Origin of the sequence: Legionella sainthelensi, assembly GCF_900637685.1 — a bacterium.
Classification (GTDB): domain Bacteria; phylum Pseudomonadota; class Gammaproteobacteria; order Legionellales; family Legionellaceae; genus Legionella; species Legionella sainthelensi.
The window spans coordinates 469,059-486,031 of the sequence record NZ_LR134388.1; the positions used below are offsets into that span (position 1 = coordinate 469,059).

The following is a 16,973-nucleotide window of genomic DNA, read 5'->3' on the forward strand; positions in this document are numbered from 1 at the left end:
TCCGGGCGGATTTAGTTCTGGACTTAAATAACAGTAGGGCTTGTTGAAAAGTGCTTCCATATATAATACTAGGATGGTGGATGATGACCCATATCGCTTCAGCTGATACGCCGCATTATGATAATGCGTATGATTATTCATTTCATACTTTACGAGGACACGAGCCATTACCTCTTTCCTCTTTTCAAGGAAAAGTTTTAATGGTAGTTAATACTGCTTCTAAATGTGGATTTACTCCGCAATATGCTCGCCTAGAGGAACTCTATGAAAAATATAAAGACCGGGGTTTGGTTATACTAGGAGTTCCTTCAAATGATTTTGGTGGGCAAGAACCAGGAACAGAACAAGAAATTTCTAACTTTTGCCAATTAAATTATGGTGTTAGCTTTCCAATGACGGCCAAGGAAGTGGTTTCAGGAAAAAATGCACATCCATTTTATCTTTGGGCAAGAAAGGAGTTGGGATTTGGTACCGCACCAAAGTGGAATTTCCATAAATATCTTATCGACCGGAAGGGTAAGCTGATTGATTATTTTTATTCGACCACTTCTCCAGATGCAGGAAAAGTTATTAAGGTTATTGAGAAAGCATTAGACGAACATGTTTAAGGAAATAGTTTTAGCAGTTAAGGTTTGTTGTTTCTTTGCAATTACTTAGGTGGCATCATAGCCACCTGCAACTGCGTTATAAACTTGTACCATACCGTCGAGTAATTGGGCTTTTTCTTGTACTAAATTAAGCTTGCTGCGATCTAAATTTATCTTTGCATTCACTACATTGCGGTAATCTTTTGCTCCTGCTTTGTATTGTGCTAATGCAATAGCATATCCTTTTTTGGCAGCTAAGTATCCTCTACGTGTTTGCAGATAAGATAATCTGCTTTTTTGCTCTGTCATTAGCGCATTATCTACATCAGCAAATGCAGCATGTAGTGTTTCTAGATAATCATAGTAAGTCGCCTTGAAGTTCGCTTTAGCGGATTTGATATTCTGATAGGAGCTGGCATTAAATATTTTCATTGACGCTGCAGCCTGGGCAATCCAAATATTAGTACTTAATTTTAAAAGATGGGTTAAATCAACAGAAGTGCCTCCAACTAAGCCTGTTAATGAAATTGTTGGGAAAAAAACTGAATAAGCCACGCCAATTTGTGAGTAGGCGATTTTAACATTGTTTAAGGCAATCATAATGTCTGGACGGTTTTTTAAAACGGATGAGGGCAAGCGTTTGGGAATGATGTTATCTAAATTAAGCGAAAGCAAAGTACGGCTTGTGCTAACTGGTCCAGGATTTCCATTCAATAAGAAATGAATGGTGTTCTCGCTTTGTGCTACCACATTTTCGATTTGCGGAATTTTTGTTTCTTCTTGTGCAAGCTGTTGATCAAGGTTTGTTAATGTTTCAAGGTTACTCGCCCCTTTCTGAAACCGAACTTGCTCTAGTTGGCGTAGTTTTTTTAAATCATGGCACAGTGCTCTTTCTATCGCTAATTGCTCACGCTGACTCAAGAGCATGAAATAAGCACCACTCATCTGACTAATAATCCCTAGTTTTGTTGCCTGAGTTTGAGCTTTTTGGAGGTCTAAAGAAGCTTGGGCGGCTTTAATGTTATTAATGTTGCTCAATAGATTAACCGTATATCCCGGTACAAAACCAGCATTGTATTCTTTAAATCTCAAATTGGATAAGCTTGAAAATAAAGGAGTTTTTGCCAATTTTCCTTGAGGTGTAATATGTGAATTCCACGTCCTGCCAGCAAAGCCACTTGCAGATCCATCAAGAGTTGGAATCCATGCATATTGAGCTGCTTTAAGCTGAGCTTGTGCTTGCTCAATCGTTGCATAAGAACTTTGAATCTGATAGTTAGAAGTAAGCGCCTGATGTATTAGTTGATCGAGTTCAGGATCTTTTAACTTTTTCCACCATGCAATTTGACTTAAAATAGTTTCGTCGTTGGCATACTTTATCCCACTACGAGTGCTTTTAGGATAATTAACTTTTTCAGGAGCGATACAATTTTTGCAGCATGCTCCCAGCAACGTCGTGAAGAAATAGAGCACGATAATTTTTAGTTTCATTATTCTTTCACTTTATTTAATCGAGTTTTGTTCTAAATATTTTTCCTGTCAAAAGCACCAGGATCAAGGCAATAAATAAAATAGGTAAAATATTAGGAATTATTTGGCTAACAGTATTACCTTTGAGTAAAATTCCACGTGTAATACGAATAAAATAAGTCATTGGAATGCAATATCCTATCATTTGAGCCCATACTGGCATGCCATAGAAAGAAAAAATATAACCCGATAGAAACATGGACGGAAGTTGATAAAACACACTAAGTTGCATTGCTTGCATAGGAGTACGTGCGATTGTGGAATAAATCATCCCCACCATTAAATTGGCAACAATAAATGGTGCTGATGCAACATAAAGTAAAAGTAAACTTCCTTCAGTAGGGATATTAATTAATAGTTTGCCAAAAATTAAAATACTTGTGAGCTGTAAATAACCCAAAACAATATAAGGAATCACCTTACCTAAAATAATCTCAGTAGGTTTTAATGGCGTACTGAGTAGCATCTCCATCGTACCGGATTCTTTTTCTGAAGTAATCGCCGTTGAGGTGAGCATGACCATGGTTAGTGTCAGTAATACGCCAATTAAACCGGGAACAATATTATAAGAGCTTGTATTTGATTCATTATAAAGTCGATGAATCGTAAGATTCACATTCCGTTGCGAATTTCCCGGTGTTGGAGCACCTAAACCTTGTTTATTAAAACTATTTAGAGTTTGATTCAAAATCGGCAATGCATTTCCAAGCGCACTGGCGCTACTGCCTGGATCAGAGCCATCAATTTCTACTAATAGCTGAGGATTTTCATCACGTATGTATTTGCGGGTAAAATTAGGTGGAATAGTAAAGGCAAAGCTTATTTTTCCATTAGCAAGGTCTTGATTTTTTTGATTTTCGCTAGATGCTTCATGAGTTACTTTAAAATAGCCTGAAGCTTCGAGGGCACTGACATAACTGCGGGTTAAAGGAGAATTATCATAACTTACAATGGTAGTGGGCAGATGTTTGGGATCAAATTCAATAGCAAAACCAAAGAGAATAAGTAGCATAATGGGTAGAATAACCAACATGGCGATGGTACCGCGATCGCGGGTAATGAGAATAAATTCTTTACGGATTAAGCCTGCGATGCGAGCAATTGATATTCCTTGTACAAGATTTTTATAGTTCTTCATTGCATTAACCCAATAAAAACTTCCTCAAAAGATGGAGTAACCTCTTTAAAGGATAAATTTTGGTTTTCTTGAATTAACTTATTCAATTCTTGATGATTTCGTGATGAAATTCGCAATTCATTATTTACAATAGAAGCCAGTAGTTCAGGGTACGCTTGGGTTACTTTTTTAATTAATAAATTTTGCTCATTTCTAGCGGCATCTAAGTTAATGGTTTTGACTTTTGATGAGGGTATTAAGTTTTTTGTAGTACCTGTATAGAGTAGCTTTCCTAAATTGATATAGGCAAGATCGGTGCATTTTTCAGCTTCATCCATATAGTGGGTAGTTACTAAAATTGTAGTCCCATCTCGTGCAGTAAGCAGATGCAAATAATCCCAAAATTCTTTGCGAGCTTTAGGATCAACACCAGCAGTAGGTTCATCTAAAAAAAGTAGTCTTGGTCTATGGAGTATGCTACAAGCCAAGGCCAGACGTTGTTTCCATCCTCCTGATAACCGACCTGCTTGGGTTTTGCGGTATTTTTCAAGCCCAAGATCTTTGAGCATGTCATTTATTTCTTGGGCTGAGTTTTTAATTTGGAAAATATCGGCAATAAAGCGAAGATTTTCATAAACCGTTAGTCCGATATAAAAACTGAATTTTTGTGGCATGTATCCAGTATGTTGCTTTATCTGGTTACTTTGCGTACGGATATTGTAACCAAGACAAAAACCTTCACCATCTGTAGGAGTTAAGAGGCCACAAATCATGCGAATGGTTGTGGTCTTGCCACTACCATTAGAGCCAAGAAAACCGAATATGGAACCTTTTTCTACTTGAAGAGAGATATGATCGACCGCAGTTTTTTCATCGAATTTTTTAGTTAACTCTTTAACATCAATAGCGAGATCACTCATCAGGCTAGCTCCAAAGTTACAGGCTGGCCTAGATGTATTTTTTCTAAATCAGGTGAATTAATCTGGACTTCAACTCGAAAAACAAGTCGTTGACGCTCTTCGCGGGAATAAATGATGGGGGGAGTATATTCAGCAATATTAGAAATATAGGAAATATGTCCTGTAGCAAAATGAGGATCTTGCTCTGTTTTAATTTGAATGTGTTCATTAAGTCGTAATTGACTTAACTTTTCCTCAGGAGCAAAAAAAATAGCTTTAATATTCTGTTTGGTGATTAATGAAAGAACAGGGATACCTGCTTGAACAAATTCGCCTTGAGTATAATAGGTATCAAATATAATTCCATATTCTGGTGCAAAGTTTTCTTTACGGCTCACTAGCCATTTTTTATCTGCAACATCTACCTGATTACTTTTGATTTTAGTGTTAATGTCATCAAGTTGTTGTTTGGAGATATTTAAATCTCTTTGTGCTGCATCAAGATCATTTTGACTTGCAGCATTTTGTTGACGCATGTCTACAATGCGGCGATAGTTAATTTCATTATAATTGAGTTGAGTTAGAATTTGTTGTCGTTGAGCAAGAAGTTCTTTAGTGCCTAATTGGCTTGTTTTAACATTATAAAGTTCATTGGTTTGTTCAAGCTTGAATAGAAATTGATTTTTTTCAACCATTTGCCCTTTTGATACAGGCAAATGAGTCAAACGCCCGCCAAAATCGGCAGATAAATAAACAAGATTTGCATCAATGTAACCACTAAACGATTTATTCTCTTTTTTAGTGCAGGAAATTAAAAATAAAGTAATCAATCCTATGAATAGCAAATTGCGCATTTCACACCCATCCTGAGCTTTTTGCTTACCACGAATACCGCGGAGAGCGATTTTGATGCATTTTGTTTGGAGAGGTATATTAAGCATAAAGAACATGCAGTGTCAAAATAGACTCTATAGACAGGCGGGATGAGTTGTTAAGCTATAGCACTTCTCTGAGAGCTTATTGACCGCCATCGAGTAACATGTCAAATAGCCGGCGTCTACAATAAAGAACACAAAAACAACAACAGAGGTGTTTCATGAATTTTAAATCATGTATTTGTGCCATAATAGCACTTTATTCGCTGTTCGCACAATCTGCTTTTGCTACTGAGAAGAGTATTACCTTTAAAAACGAAAGAGGGTCAATTTTGGAGCTCAATATTTTATCCGATAATAAAATTGAGGGCTATTTCACCACAGCAGTAGCCTCTAAAACTTGCCCTCAAGCAATTGATCAAAAAAGACCTATTACGGGTTATATGACGGGGAATGCATTATCTTTTAGTGTGGTTTACCCCATGTGTGAATCAGTTTTAAGTGTCAGTGGGCATTTTGATAAAGATCAAAAAATCATAGATACAATCTCAATACTTAATAAGCAAGCAAATGATATTACTCGTGAAGGGCCAGGGGCTCGTTTCATTGGTCACGATTCTTATAAAAGAATGGGATAATGATTGGGAGTCTGAAGGTCGATTGACCTAAATAGCTTGTAGTTGTCCTTGCGAAAGCACACAGGCGTCAGTTTTTCCTTAAGTTGATGTCTGTGTGCGCCAGCAGGGATCTAGGTAGATGCAGACTCAACACTGCCTAGCCCCTTAAGTCAATGGCAATGGGGCTAAGCCTGTCACCGGCTTTTTGTCGGCACGCATTTAATGTTCAAACAATTGTTCTCCATTTATGAATAGGTTGGGCGATGTTGTTTGATGTTTTGAAAACTTCCTTGAGTAATTCCCACCACTAATAAGAATTGCGCCAAGTAATAAAGAAACATAATCAAAACAGCGAACGACTTACTGGGTGTCAGGACAAATAGATCTAATGACAGTGTGAAATCTGAGAGCAAAAAGAGACAAGCACCCAGACGAATCAAAAGTGATTGCTGCTTTACTTGAAAAGAACAAAAAACCATAAAAGTAAGAAGAAATAAATAAAGTGACACCGGCTTTTTCATTTCGCCTAAATAGGGCCAAAGAAAATATCCGCCAATAAGAACGAATACAAGTATCGGTAAAAACGAAAAGAAATTTTTCTTGTGAAATTGTCCTTCTTTTAAAAAGAGAGAAATATAAGTACAGTGTGTGGCCATAAATGCTAAGATTCCTGCCTGGAGCGCAGCTTTTATGGGTAATGTTAAAACTATGTCACCCATGAATGAAAAGCTCAATGCTCCAATTAGTAAGCGCTTTATTGGTTGTTCTAAAGTGGTTTGCGAGGTATACAACAGAAGTAAAATAATTGGAATGGGTTTAAGTAATGTGGTTATAGGATATTGAATAAAGGGGAGCAATATAAGATAGAAAATCATACTTCCCAAAATAAGTGGTAGGGGGATTTTAAAAGGCTGTCCTGGCATAAAATTTCCTCACGGTACATCGAGATATTTGATGTCTCTCCAGTATACACTAATGACGTTAAGTTACGTGTGTTTTGACTAAATTCTACTTATCGCCATATTCCAGGATAAACTTTGAAAGTTGCACATAGCTCATATTGATTATTTTTGACACTCGAAAAGTTTAATAATTTTCCTTGTTGATTGTTTTTTGTATTTAAATCTAATCCTATCCTACAATAACATTATGACCAATATCTTGTTGTGACTAACCGTAAGGATGCAGCATGAGACAGTTGATAATGACAATTTCTCTACTAGGATTAGTTTCATCTACCTATGCAAATATTGCGAGTGATATTTTGTCGAGTAGAACGTCAGATCAACAGGTTCAGATTTTGGGTAATATTATTAATTCAGCTGGATTGCCATGCACTCCTACTAGATCCTTTTTTCAAGGACTTGATATGTCGGGTGCAGCATATTGGGATATCGCTTGTAGTGATGGCCGATCTTTTGTAATCCAAATCATGAATAATGCGGCAGCTACAACTACAATAATACAATGCAGCGCCATGCAATCATTAGGAGCCACATGTTTTAAAGGTTTTGGTCAATAAATAGGAACTCTAGATGTAAGAATCCGTGATTATTTGCAAATATAGCTATGTGATTTTTAATCATTTTGATATTTCTTAAGCATTTGATTCTAAAAAAATAATCTTTCTGGGTAACTATTTTTTTTATAATGCAAATTTTGAGCAAACAAATATTGTCATTGATTTCAATAAAATTTAGAATGAATTTTTTTAATCAAGGATAAAAGCAAAAATGGCATCAGTATTTGAATTTTTAGGGATTAAAGCACAATCTGTTTCTACCTCAGTACCTGTACTTGGTATAAACACTGATCCTTATAAGCTACAAAGAGAATCAGAAAATTATTTTGTGATTCCTAGAACAGCTCAAGCCGCAAATGGTAATGCACTTGCTGTTGAAATTAAAGAGGGACAGAGTTTTCTTTCTACAAATTCCGCACATATCGAGTTTTTAAATAAATGCATCGCATTGTTTAAAGATAAATCCGCACAACTCCATAGTACCGATCAAAAAATCTTAGGAAGTATTGCTTTTGGTGTAGTAGCGACTGCGTTGTCATTTTTACCTGTAGTTGGTTTCCTGGGTTGGATAGGTTGGGGGGCTACAGTTTATTATATTAATCAACGTGCGACAGCATATACAGAATACTATGAATCATTAACTCTATTGGTTGGGGCATGTAATTGGAGCCTTGGACAAGGCCCTGGCAAACGTAAAGATCGTTCTATTGAGCAGTTAACCAAGAACGAGACGGTGCGGCATATGATGGCAACACTGTATCCTGTTCTTACAGAAGCCCAGGTAGAACATCTTATCGCAGATGATATCGAAGGTATTTTTGCTCAGGAATTAAAAGATTATGATACTAAGTTTCAATTGGGCTTTAATCCACATCAATTCTTTTCTAAAAAGGACGATATCATTGCTTTAAGTAAAAAAGGCGCTGAATTTAATCGTTGTATTTATGGTTTTAATAAAGGTGGTTTTACTGATTTTTTTGATGCTGTTGTTTCTGTTCTTCCCGATTTATACAAAGCGACGCTCCATGGATTTCAACAGTTAAAATATTGGTGGCAAGGAAGAATCCACTCATCAGAGAATCCAGAGGAATTGCGTGCTTCTGAAGTTGGATTAACTCACTAAAGAAAATAATCCTTTATTATTTTCTGGAGTAAGTATATTGATTTCTTACTAAATGATTCCTAATTAAACTCCAAATGTTATTATTGTGCATTTTTCTCATTGTTTATCCTTTGTGATCAATGTAAAATCACCTTTTTAATTTTTATAGATAGTCTTCTGAGCAAAGAAGGCTATTTAGATTTTATGGGGAGAGAAAATGCAATCTAAACTAGAAGAAGCTGATATTTTCATCTATGGTAAAATGGGGCCTAAAGAAACAAATCAAATTCTTGTGAGTAAAGTCAAACTGCTCAAAAATCAGCCTTCCTTTTCTTCCAAGGTCGATGAATTAGAAGCAAATGGGGGTAAATTATGGTTGATTCGTGAGAGTCGAGTAGAAGGATTACTCACAGTTCAATCAATAAGTTATAACAAATCATCATCCAAATGGAAAATGAATACGCCTGAACGTTACTTGTTATCCAATGACAGGGGATGGATACGTAATAACGAAAGTCCGGGAAGCGACTTGTTTGAGACCATTGCTGAGTCTGCAGGTGGTATCATCAAGTTGACAGAGGAAAATACAACACCCCATCTTCCTGGGTTATTAAATCTTTTATCCGAAAATGGTTATGAGCCAGATAATAGAATAAATCCAAAAGTGGGAGAAGAAACACAAACAACAGCATACACGACTTACGTGACTACGGGTAAGTCCAGATCGTCACCTTTGGAATCAACAATTATTTCTTTGCCAGAAGGAATACTTATGGCTCTTTCATGCCCTCTTGCTACTAAAAAAACTGGAGAAGCAAAATTGATGAAAGATCCTGTGACGCTTGTTTCGAATGGTATTACATACGAACGAGTTCATTTACTGGAAGAGGAGCCAACTTTACAAGAAGGTAGTGACTTTTATCCCAATACAAAGCTGAAAACGATTATTAATTATGTTGCTGCAAACTCACTTCAACCCGATGAGTATTTAGCTAAATTAGCGAAAGTAGAAGAGGATATACAAGATCCTATACAATTTGGAATTATGGAAAATCCTGTTTTAAGCCCTAGTGGATATTCCTATGAGAAAAGCTCAATAGAACAATGGGTACGCTCCAAACAAAGTGATCTTCCCGTGTGGAGCAATATTCAGCCTATTCCTGATCCAGTTACTCGGATGGATATTAGAGGTAAAATACTTGTTCCCAATGTTAATTTAAGGTTATTTATTAATGCATGGCCTGATTTTTACGAAGAAAAGCGACACAGTTGTCAGCAATCCTCTTTGAATTCCTGACAAAGAAAATCTTTACTAGGAAAATAAGCTTTAGTGTTGAAGCTTATTTTCTTTTGTTACCATTTAGGAGTGAAAATAAGCATGCGCAAGTTGAGCCCCAAGAAGAGCATTGTTTTTAATCAAACCAATATTTGCATGTAAGCTTTTTCCTTGAGTAAGCTTCGAAACCTCAGCTAATAAAAATGGAGTTAACGCTTTTCCATTAATGTTATTTCTCTCTGCTTGCTGTAACGCGTTGATGATAATTGGTTCAATCTCATTACTGGGAATATTGAATTCTGCTGGAATTGGATTTGCGATTAATACCCCAGTGGCTGCATCTATGCACCAATGGGTTTTTAGTATTTTAACAAGTGATGGAATATCATTTATTGATGTTGGCAATTGATAAGGGGTTGAGTCACTATAAAAAGCAGGTAAAACTTGAGTTTGGTAACCAATGATCGGAACACTCATTGTTTCTAAAAACTCTAATGTTCGGGGTAAATCAAGAATTGCTTTTGCTCCTGCACAAATTGTTGCAATCGGCGTTCTTGCAATTTCGATTAAGTCAGCAGAAATATCCTGGGCATCGCCGCGATGTACGCCACCTATTCCTCCTGTAGCAAATAATTTAATACCTGCTTTAGCCGCACAAAATAAGGTTGCAGCAACAGTAGTACCCGCAGAATATTCGTTGGCTATTATAAATGACAAATCACGACGACTCGCTTTATATAATTCGTTGTTGCATGAAAAGAGTTGTAGTTCTTGAGCTGTTAAGCCGATTTTTATTTTTCCATCAAGCACAGCAATTGTTGCGGGAGTTACATTTTGTTCACGGACAATTTGTTCTACTCCTTGTGCTGTTTCATAATTTTCAGGATAAGGCATTCCATGGGAAATGATAGTAGATTCCAATGCTAATATCGGTTTTTTATGTTCCATAGCAAATTTAACTTCGGGGGAATAATCAAAAAATTGCAGCATGATTTGTTTCTCTTAGTCTATATGTGAATTGAATTTGTTGAAGCATTTCAAGATTGATCTGCTCATTTACAGTGTAGGGTGATTGTATCGTTAGCGCAGCCATTGCTGCTCCAGTGCGGCATGCCTCTACTATGGGAGTTCCTTGTTTTAACTCATAGAGAACTCCAGCAAGAAAAGCATCACCAGCTCCACTGACATCAACTACTGATTCAATAAAAAATGTTGGAAAATGTTGTTGAATTTTTTCATTAACGAGTACATAACCAAATTTTCCTAAACTAATTATGCAATTTTTCACTCCTTTATCGAGTAATATTTTTCCTGCTTTGATGCAATCAGGGATTGAGTGAATGGAACTATTCGTTAATGTCTCTGCTTCAAAACGATCAGGTTTTAATAAAAAAACGTGTTCGAGAGTGGAGGATAATTTTTTTGCTTTGATTACAGAGACGGGATCAATACATAGCTTAATATTTTGGATACGGCTTATGTTTATGGCATGCTCAATAATAGGCTCTGGTAAATTGGTATCCAAAAATACAATATCCCCATGAGACCATTCTTCCCAGGGTTGAGTAAATTTCTGAAAAGGTATATGCTCAAAATTTCCATGTCTGCTAAAGCAATATATAATTCACCCTCGTGATCAAGAAGGACGTCGTAATGTGCGGTTTTTTGCTGAGGGATAGTAAGAATATTTTTGATTGCTATGCCTAGGCTTTTTAAATGTTTTTGGATATCTATTCCTTCTGGATCGTCACCTACGACACTGCATAATTGAATGTTATTGGTCAACAGAGCAAGATTTTTAGCTACATTATGCGCAACGCCACCAAATGTGGACAACGCTGCAACCGGGTTCGACGTTCCCAATTGTAATTGATGGGTAGGGGTTAATTTTCGATCGACGGTTATCCCCCCAAGGCAAATTATTTTTGTCATGAAACGATTAAAAATAACTTAAATAATATGCATCATATCATGGGTGCTGGAAATTAAAATGAAAGATTGATTCCTTTAATAAGATGAGGGATCATCATTTCCAGATTACCATGGATAATTACCAAGCTCCTGGCATCCACGAACCATGTAATCCGTGAGGAATACGGCGTGGCATTTTAATCCGTGCCAGTGGTTCATCTTGAAAGTTCTCGGCATCTAAAATAAGGAATTCACTTTGATTTGTGGCAGCATCATACACAAATAAAAGCAAATAGCCATCGTCTTCTGCTTGATTGGATAAGGTAGGCGCGAAAACTGCTTCATCAATTTCTGCGTGAGTGCCGAAATCATGGGTCCATGATTTTTGGTGGATTACATCATACTTGATTAATGTATTAAATGCTCCTTTATGATTCCCAGTTTTTGATGGTGTATAAATAAATTGATGAGGCAACGTATCATAATCTTCTCTAATACGTGGAAATTCAACAAGGCGTTCATCTAACGCACTGTTTTTTATTGTTCCAGTTTTTAAGTTAAGGCAGATACGATTTAATCGCGGTGGAGTTAATTGATTTTCTTGGGCTGGCAGTGCTATTTTCTCATGCCTCACATAGTCGATTATGATTTTATGATCTTGCTCGTATGCATTAGCAAAATGAAAAACAAAAAAAGGTTCAGTATGAAACCATTTCATTTCCCCACTGATCGCTGCATGATGCCAATGCGCACACCAAGCTCTGGTTTCCAGCTCAATACAGCGCCACCACCCATAATTTGTTGTAGATCAAAGACTACAGGACAGTCAAAAACAAGTACGTAATTCGGGGTTAAAATAAAATCATGCACCATAGAGCAATAAGATTTTTCAATGTCTCTTTTTTGAATTAATGTACCTTGTTTATCAAAGCGATAAAAAGTTAAATAAGGTGGCGCTAATGTATAATTGACAAACCATAATTCACCGGTTACGGGCTCCCTGCGGGTGTGGGCGCATACATCTATAGGGGGGTGATTTTTATAAGGCTGCCATTCTCCAAGGGTATCTAGGTGCTTATTCATCTCGTATGCGGAGGAGCCTTCATTGAGTGCGAGGTATGTATTGTGGTGACGAATGATATGAATGCTCCATTTTTAATCGCAATGTGCTGATCCCCTGGATCAGTCCATAAAGGATCTATGGGTTTAGGCTTTAAAACACTAGGGTCTGTTGACAATTCACCTGCCGCCTATGTGCCGCTTCTTGTCCGCGGCATCCATTCGATCTAAATCATTGGCACATTTCTTCATACAGGTCACGCGATTGAGGGTTTAGTTTCTCTATTAAATTTATTTTCCATTGTCTTGGCCAATTTTTGAAACGTTTTTCACGTCGTGCTGCTTCAACGTATAATTCATATGCTTCATAATAGAACATCATATGTACGTTATACTGAGCAGTGAAACCAGGACTGACTTTATTTTTGTGTTCCCAAGTCCGTTTAATGATGTCTGACGTAGAGCCTACGTAAAGAGTACCATGATGCTGACTCGCAAGAATAGAAACATAAGCCAGACTCATCGTACTTCCTTGACTGTTGTACAAACACTGAGATAATACCGGAAGCTGCGCTACATAGGTAGCCATAAAAATGCGCATGCCATAGCAACAACAGAAGCATCGTTTCGCTTTAATTTATCAACTCTTGTGGCGATTGCACGAACGTGTTTTATTCTGACAAAAAAATTTTCAACTCGATGTCTGTATTTATAAATACCCCAATCCATATCTGCATTACCAGTTTTAGAATTGCTCTTTCCTTGAATCACGGGAATGGATGATTTTTTTCGAATGGTATCTCGAACCTCTTCGCTATCATAACCCTTATCTGCAATAGTATGTTCTGCAGCATGATCTCCCTCAGCTTTGACCAACGCTCGTCATCGAGCATAAGTCTAAGCATTGCAAACTCGTTTTATACTTGGTATCTGAGCCGTTATATTATGAGTGTGCTTCCATTAATCAATCAATTAGGTTGTTCAGCTTTTAATTTGACCATCTACTGGATGCCGAGGACAAGCCGCGGCACGTAGGCGGCAGGTGAATTGTCAACAGACCCTACTATAAAGTGCTTTTCCTGCTTTTCGTTCTTTAGCTAATCCTTTCGTTTCAACAAATCGATTTTTATAGGCTGCTTGGCCCTGGGCAATATAGATCGCATGAATCATCCCATCTCCATCATAAGGATAAGTGTATGAAATAGGCGGGAATGCAGGATTAGGCCCATTACGCATATATATTCCCAGTAGATCGTGAGGGACTTCCCCAATGACCTCTAATTTTTTTATGTCTAATTCATCCAGAACAGGAGCAAAATTTCCTAAAAGAAAAGGATTCGTTGAGTTATTCATACATTCCTTAATTGGGTTCACTCTTAACTATAGGACATAATCTATAATTGCTTAAAGGAAAATTCATAAGGACAAATTATGGGATTGATGATTGATGGGCACTGGCATGATGTTTGGTACGATACGTCAAAGACTGGTGGGAAGTTCAGGCGAGAGCCTGCCCAATTCCACTTTACAATTAGTAATGAATCAAACGCTCGTTTTGCGGCAGAAAAAGGACGCTATCATTTGTACGTATCACTTGCCTGCCCATGGGCGCACCGCACACTCATTTTTAGAAAGCTGAAACAATTAGATGATTATATTGAGGTCTCTATAGTGCATCCGCACATGCTTGAAAAGGGCTGGGAGTTTAAAAAAGGGATGGGTGCCACTGGAGATATCCTTTATGGATTTAATTATTTGTATGAGCTGTATGCCAAAGCAAACAGTCAATATACCGGTAGAGTTACTGTGCCTGTTTTGTGGGATAAAAAAGAAAAAACGATTGTTAGTAATGAATCAGCAGAAATTATTCGTCAGTTTAATCATGCATTTAATCATTTAACAGGTGATTTACAAGATTTTTACCCTGAATCTTTGCGGCCAGAAATAGATTACTTAAATGACCGAATTTATAATTCAATTAATAATGGGGTATATCGTTGTGGGTTTGCAACAACGCAAAATGCATATGAAGAAGCGTACGTCGAACTATTTGCTTTACTTGATGAGCTGGATAAACGTTTGTGCCATCAAAAATATTTATTAGGTGATCAACTTACAGAAGCGGACTGGCGCTTGTTTACAACATTAATACGTTTTGATGTTGTTTATTATGGTCATTTTAAAACAAATCAACAACGAATTAGTGATTATCACGCGTTGCAACCTTATTTAAAACGTCTGTATCATCATCCCGGAATTCATGAAACTGTAGATTTTTTACATATTAAGCAGCATTATTATTACAGTCATAAAACGATTAATCCAACACAGATTGTTCCTTTAGGACCGCAACTCTCTTTCGATTAATTATTATCATGGGCCGCGAACCCAGAGAGATATGCTGTGGGGGACGCGGCAAAATACTTGTATGTTGGCTCGTCCTGCGTTTTTTATGCCTCGCATACACCATTTTTCCCAGGGTTCGATTCTTAAAACGAACGAAGGCTATTTTGTTTTTTGTTTCTTTTTCAAATCTTCTTTAACCCAGTTAATTAAACCTCCTTTCAAAAGTAATTCAATTTGACGTTTGGAAAGGGTATGTTCGACTTCAATTTCTTTATCATTAATTTTTATCTTAAATGACTCCTTATCTAAGATATTAGGAAAGTCATTGATTTCAATCGTATCATTTAAATGGATCTCATCGTAATCTTTGGTATTTTTAAATACTAAAGGCAAGATACCGAAATTAATTAAATTTTGCCAATGTATACGCGCAAAGCTTTTTGCAACTACAGCTCTTAAGCCTAAATAACGAGGTGCTAAAGCGGCATGCTCTCGGCTTGAGCCTTGACCGTAATTATCTCCGCCTACAATAACGTGACCTTTTTTATATTTTTTCGTACGACTTGCATAGTCTGAATCAACATGTTGATAAGTAAATTCACTGATTTTAGGAATATTGCTACGGTAGGGGAGCACTTTGGCACCAGCAGGAGAAATTTCATCGGTTGATATATTATCTCCCACTATAAGTAATACAGGTATTTTCAATGAAGTAGGGAAAGGATCAAAATCCGGCAAGGTGACAATATTAGGACCTTTTACCAATTTAATATATTTAGCCTCTTCTAAAGGCAATGGACTTTCAAAACATCCAGGATTGAGTATTCTTTTATGGGGTAATTTTATTTCAGGATAAGACATGTCTAAAGTCCTGGGATCAGTAATAACACCTGTTAAGGAGGAGGCTGCTGCTGTTTCAGGGCTGCATAAAAAAACTTTATCTTCATCTGTTCCTGAGCGCCCAGGAAAATTTCTTGGCACAGTGCGTAAACTGTTTCTCTCTGTTGCAGGTGCTTGACCCATACCAATACAGCCGTTGCATCCAGCCTGATGAATGCGAGCACCAGCATGAATTAAATTTCCTAAATGTCCATCACGAACTAACTCTTCTAAAATAGTTCGTGAAGTTGGATTAATATCCAAGGACACATTCGGATGTACAGTACGACCTTTTACGATTTCTGCGGCAATCGCAAAATCACGATAACCTGGATTTGCCGATGAACCTATATAAGCCTGATAAATTTCTTCTCCAGCAATTTCTGCAACAGGCACTACATTTCCAGGGCTGGTTGGTTTTGCAATAAGGGGTTCAAGCTTGGATAAATCAATTTCTTCATCTTTATCATAAGATGCATTTTTATCTGCTTTTAATTCTATCCAATCTTTTTCACGATCTTGACTTTGCAAAAACTCTCTAGTGATTTCATCTGAAGGAAATACAGTGGTTGTTGCTCCTAATTCAGCCCCCATATTGGCGATGACGTGTCTATCCATAGCACTTAAATGCTTTAATCCTTCACCATAGTATTCTATGATGTAACCTACCCCTCCTTTAACATCATATCGGCGCAACATTTCCAGAATAACATCTTTAGCACTAACCCATTTGGGTAATTTTCCCGTTAAATGGACGCCAAGAACTTTCGGCATTTTTATATAAAGCGGATAGCCTGCAATAGCCATGGCTACCTCTAGCCCTCCAGAACCAATAGCTATCATGCCTAGTGAACCAGCAGCACAGGAATGGCTATCTGAACCTGTTAAAGTTTTTCCTGGTTTCCCGAAGTTTTGCATGTGTACTGCATGACTAATTCCATTTCCAGGGCGACTAAAGTAGAGGCCAAAACGTTTTGCTGCACTTGCAAGAAAGAGGTGATCATCTGGATTTTTGTTATCTTCTTGAATTAAGTTGTGATCGACGTATTGGACCGAAATTTCAGCTTGCGTACGTTCAAGTTCAATTGCTTCTAATTCAAGCATGACTAATGTGCCTGTTGCATCTTGACAAAGAGTTTGATCTATCTTTAGTGCAATCTCTTTTCCAGCGTTCATTTCACCATCAAGCAAGTGAGCTTTGATGATTTTTTCTGTAACATTCATGGCTATTTCCTCCGTGAGAATAGCTAATT

The 16,973-nt window shown here is 37.2% G+C and carries 17 protein-coding genes and 2 pseudogenes; 6 read left to right on the forward strand and 13 right to left on the reverse strand.

Annotated elements, in window-relative coordinates; all coding sequences use genetic code 11:
• Positions 1-80: 80 nt before the first annotated feature.
• A complete protein-coding gene (locus tag EL220_RS02000) occupies positions 81-608 on the forward strand; it encodes a glutathione peroxidase (protein WP_027272684.1) in 528 nt (175 codons plus the stop codon).
• Between the two features lie 45 nt (positions 609-653).
• Here the strand turns inward: EL220_RS02000 and EL220_RS02005 are convergent, their stop codons facing one another.
• From EL220_RS02005 to EL220_RS02020, 4 genes are read right to left on the reverse strand one after another with little or no spacing between them, the layout of a single operon-like run.
• Complete coding sequence (locus EL220_RS02005; protein ID WP_187326709.1) at positions 654-2,078, reverse strand: TolC family protein; 1,425 nt, start codon at positions 2,076-2,078, stop codon at positions 654-656.
• A 16-nt stretch (positions 2,079-2,094) separates the two neighbouring features.
• Entirely contained in the window at positions 2,095-3,255 is a 1,161-nt protein-coding gene (locus EL220_RS02010; RefSeq protein ID WP_027272682.1) for an ABC transporter permease, read from the reverse strand.
• Positions 3,252-4,154, reverse strand: coding sequence for an ABC transporter ATP-binding protein (locus EL220_RS02015; protein ID WP_027272681.1), 903 nt, complete (start codon positions 4,152-4,154; stop codon positions 3,252-3,254). The genes EL220_RS02010 and EL220_RS02015 overlap by 4 nt, the downstream gene beginning before the upstream one ends.
• Complete coding sequence (locus EL220_RS02020) at positions 4,154-4,987, reverse strand: HlyD family secretion protein (RefSeq protein ID WP_027272680.1); 834 nt, start codon at positions 4,985-4,987, stop codon at positions 4,154-4,156. The genes EL220_RS02015 and EL220_RS02020 overlap by 1 nt, the downstream gene beginning before the upstream one ends.
• A 242-nt stretch (positions 4,988-5,229) precedes the next feature.
• Here EL220_RS02020 and EL220_RS02025 point away from each other — a divergent pair, with 242 nt between their 5' ends.
• Positions 5,230-5,646 carry an avidin/streptavidin family protein gene (locus EL220_RS02025; protein WP_027272679.1) on the forward strand — a complete coding sequence of 139 codons (417 nt, stop codon included), beginning with the start codon at positions 5,230-5,232 and terminating at the stop codon, positions 5,644-5,646.
• Positions 5,647-5,870: 224 nt separating this feature from the next.
• On the opposite strand, the gene EL220_RS02030 is transcribed toward EL220_RS02025, so the two are convergent.
• On the reverse strand, positions 5,871-6,548 hold the full coding sequence (locus EL220_RS02030) for a lysoplasmalogenase (protein ID WP_027272678.1): 678 nt from the start codon (positions 6,546-6,548) through the stop codon (positions 5,871-5,873).
• 266 nt (positions 6,549-6,814) lie between these two features.
• Between EL220_RS02030 and EL220_RS02035 the strand changes: the two genes are divergently transcribed.
• The 3 genes from EL220_RS02035 (at position 6,815) to EL220_RS02045 (ending at position 9,546) form a co-directional block, all read left to right on the forward strand.
• Positions 6,815-7,147, forward strand: coding sequence for a hypothetical protein (locus EL220_RS02035; protein WP_027272677.1), 333 nt, complete (start codon positions 6,815-6,817; stop codon positions 7,145-7,147).
• Positions 7,148-7,358: 211 nt separating this feature from the next.
• Positions 7,359-8,270, forward strand: coding sequence for a hypothetical protein (locus EL220_RS02040; protein WP_027272676.1), 912 nt, complete (start codon positions 7,359-7,361; stop codon positions 8,268-8,270).
• Positions 8,271-8,466: 196 nt separating this feature from the next.
• Entirely contained in the window at positions 8,467-9,546 is a 1,080-nt protein-coding gene (locus tag EL220_RS02045; RefSeq protein ID WP_027272675.1) for a U-box domain-containing protein, read from the forward strand.
• A gap of 63 nt (positions 9,547-9,609) precedes the next feature.
• On the opposite strand, the gene EL220_RS02050 is transcribed toward EL220_RS02045, so the two are convergent.
• The 7 genes and pseudogenes from EL220_RS02050 to EL220_RS02080 all read right to left on the reverse strand — a co-directional run bounded on the left by EL220_RS02050 (position 9,610) and on the right by EL220_RS02080 (position 13,848).
• Positions 9,610-10,515, reverse strand: coding sequence for a pseudouridine-5'-phosphate glycosidase (locus tag EL220_RS02050; protein WP_027272674.1), 906 nt, complete (start codon positions 10,513-10,515; stop codon positions 9,610-9,612).
• Positions 10,499-11,050, reverse strand: coding sequence for a PfkB family carbohydrate kinase (locus EL220_RS19445; protein WP_269470997.1), 552 nt, complete (start codon positions 11,048-11,050; stop codon positions 10,499-10,501). The genes EL220_RS02050 and EL220_RS19445 overlap by 17 nt, the downstream gene beginning before the upstream one ends.
• A complete protein-coding gene (locus EL220_RS19450; RefSeq protein ID WP_269470998.1) occupies positions 11,008-11,457 on the reverse strand; it encodes a PfkB family carbohydrate kinase in 450 nt (149 codons plus the stop codon). The genes EL220_RS19445 and EL220_RS19450 overlap by 43 nt, the downstream gene beginning before the upstream one ends.
• Positions 11,458-11,575: 118 nt before the next feature.
• A pseudogene (locus EL220_RS18475) lies at positions 11,576-12,582 on the reverse strand (carotenoid oxygenase family protein).
• 145 nt (positions 12,583-12,727) lie between these two features.
• Positions 12,728-13,018 (reverse strand): GIY-YIG nuclease family protein, encoded by a 291-nt coding sequence (locus EL220_RS02070; protein WP_128130968.1) that lies wholly within the window; start codon positions 13,016-13,018, stop codon positions 12,728-12,730.
• Between the two features lie 50 nt (positions 13,019-13,068).
• Positions 13,069-13,344 (reverse strand): annotated as a pseudogene (locus EL220_RS02075) (transposase); the annotation flags it as partial.
• Between the two features lie 201 nt (positions 13,345-13,545).
• A complete protein-coding gene (locus EL220_RS02080; RefSeq protein ID WP_027272670.1) occupies positions 13,546-13,848 on the reverse strand; it encodes a carotenoid oxygenase family protein in 303 nt (100 codons plus the stop codon).
• Between the two features lie 78 nt (positions 13,849-13,926).
• Between EL220_RS02080 and EL220_RS02085 the strand changes: the two genes are divergently transcribed.
• A complete protein-coding gene (locus EL220_RS02085) occupies positions 13,927-14,862 on the forward strand; it encodes a glutathione S-transferase family protein (RefSeq protein WP_027272669.1) in 936 nt (311 codons plus the stop codon).
• A 138-nt stretch (positions 14,863-15,000) separates the two neighbouring features.
• Here the strand turns inward: EL220_RS02085 and EL220_RS02090 are convergent, their stop codons facing one another.
• The gene (locus EL220_RS02090; protein ID WP_027272668.1) at positions 15,001-16,944 is read right to left on the reverse strand and encodes an aconitate hydratase; all 1,944 of its coding nucleotides are present in this window, start codon (positions 16,942-16,944) and stop codon (positions 15,001-15,003) included.
• Between the last annotated feature and the right edge of the window lie 29 nt (positions 16,945-16,973).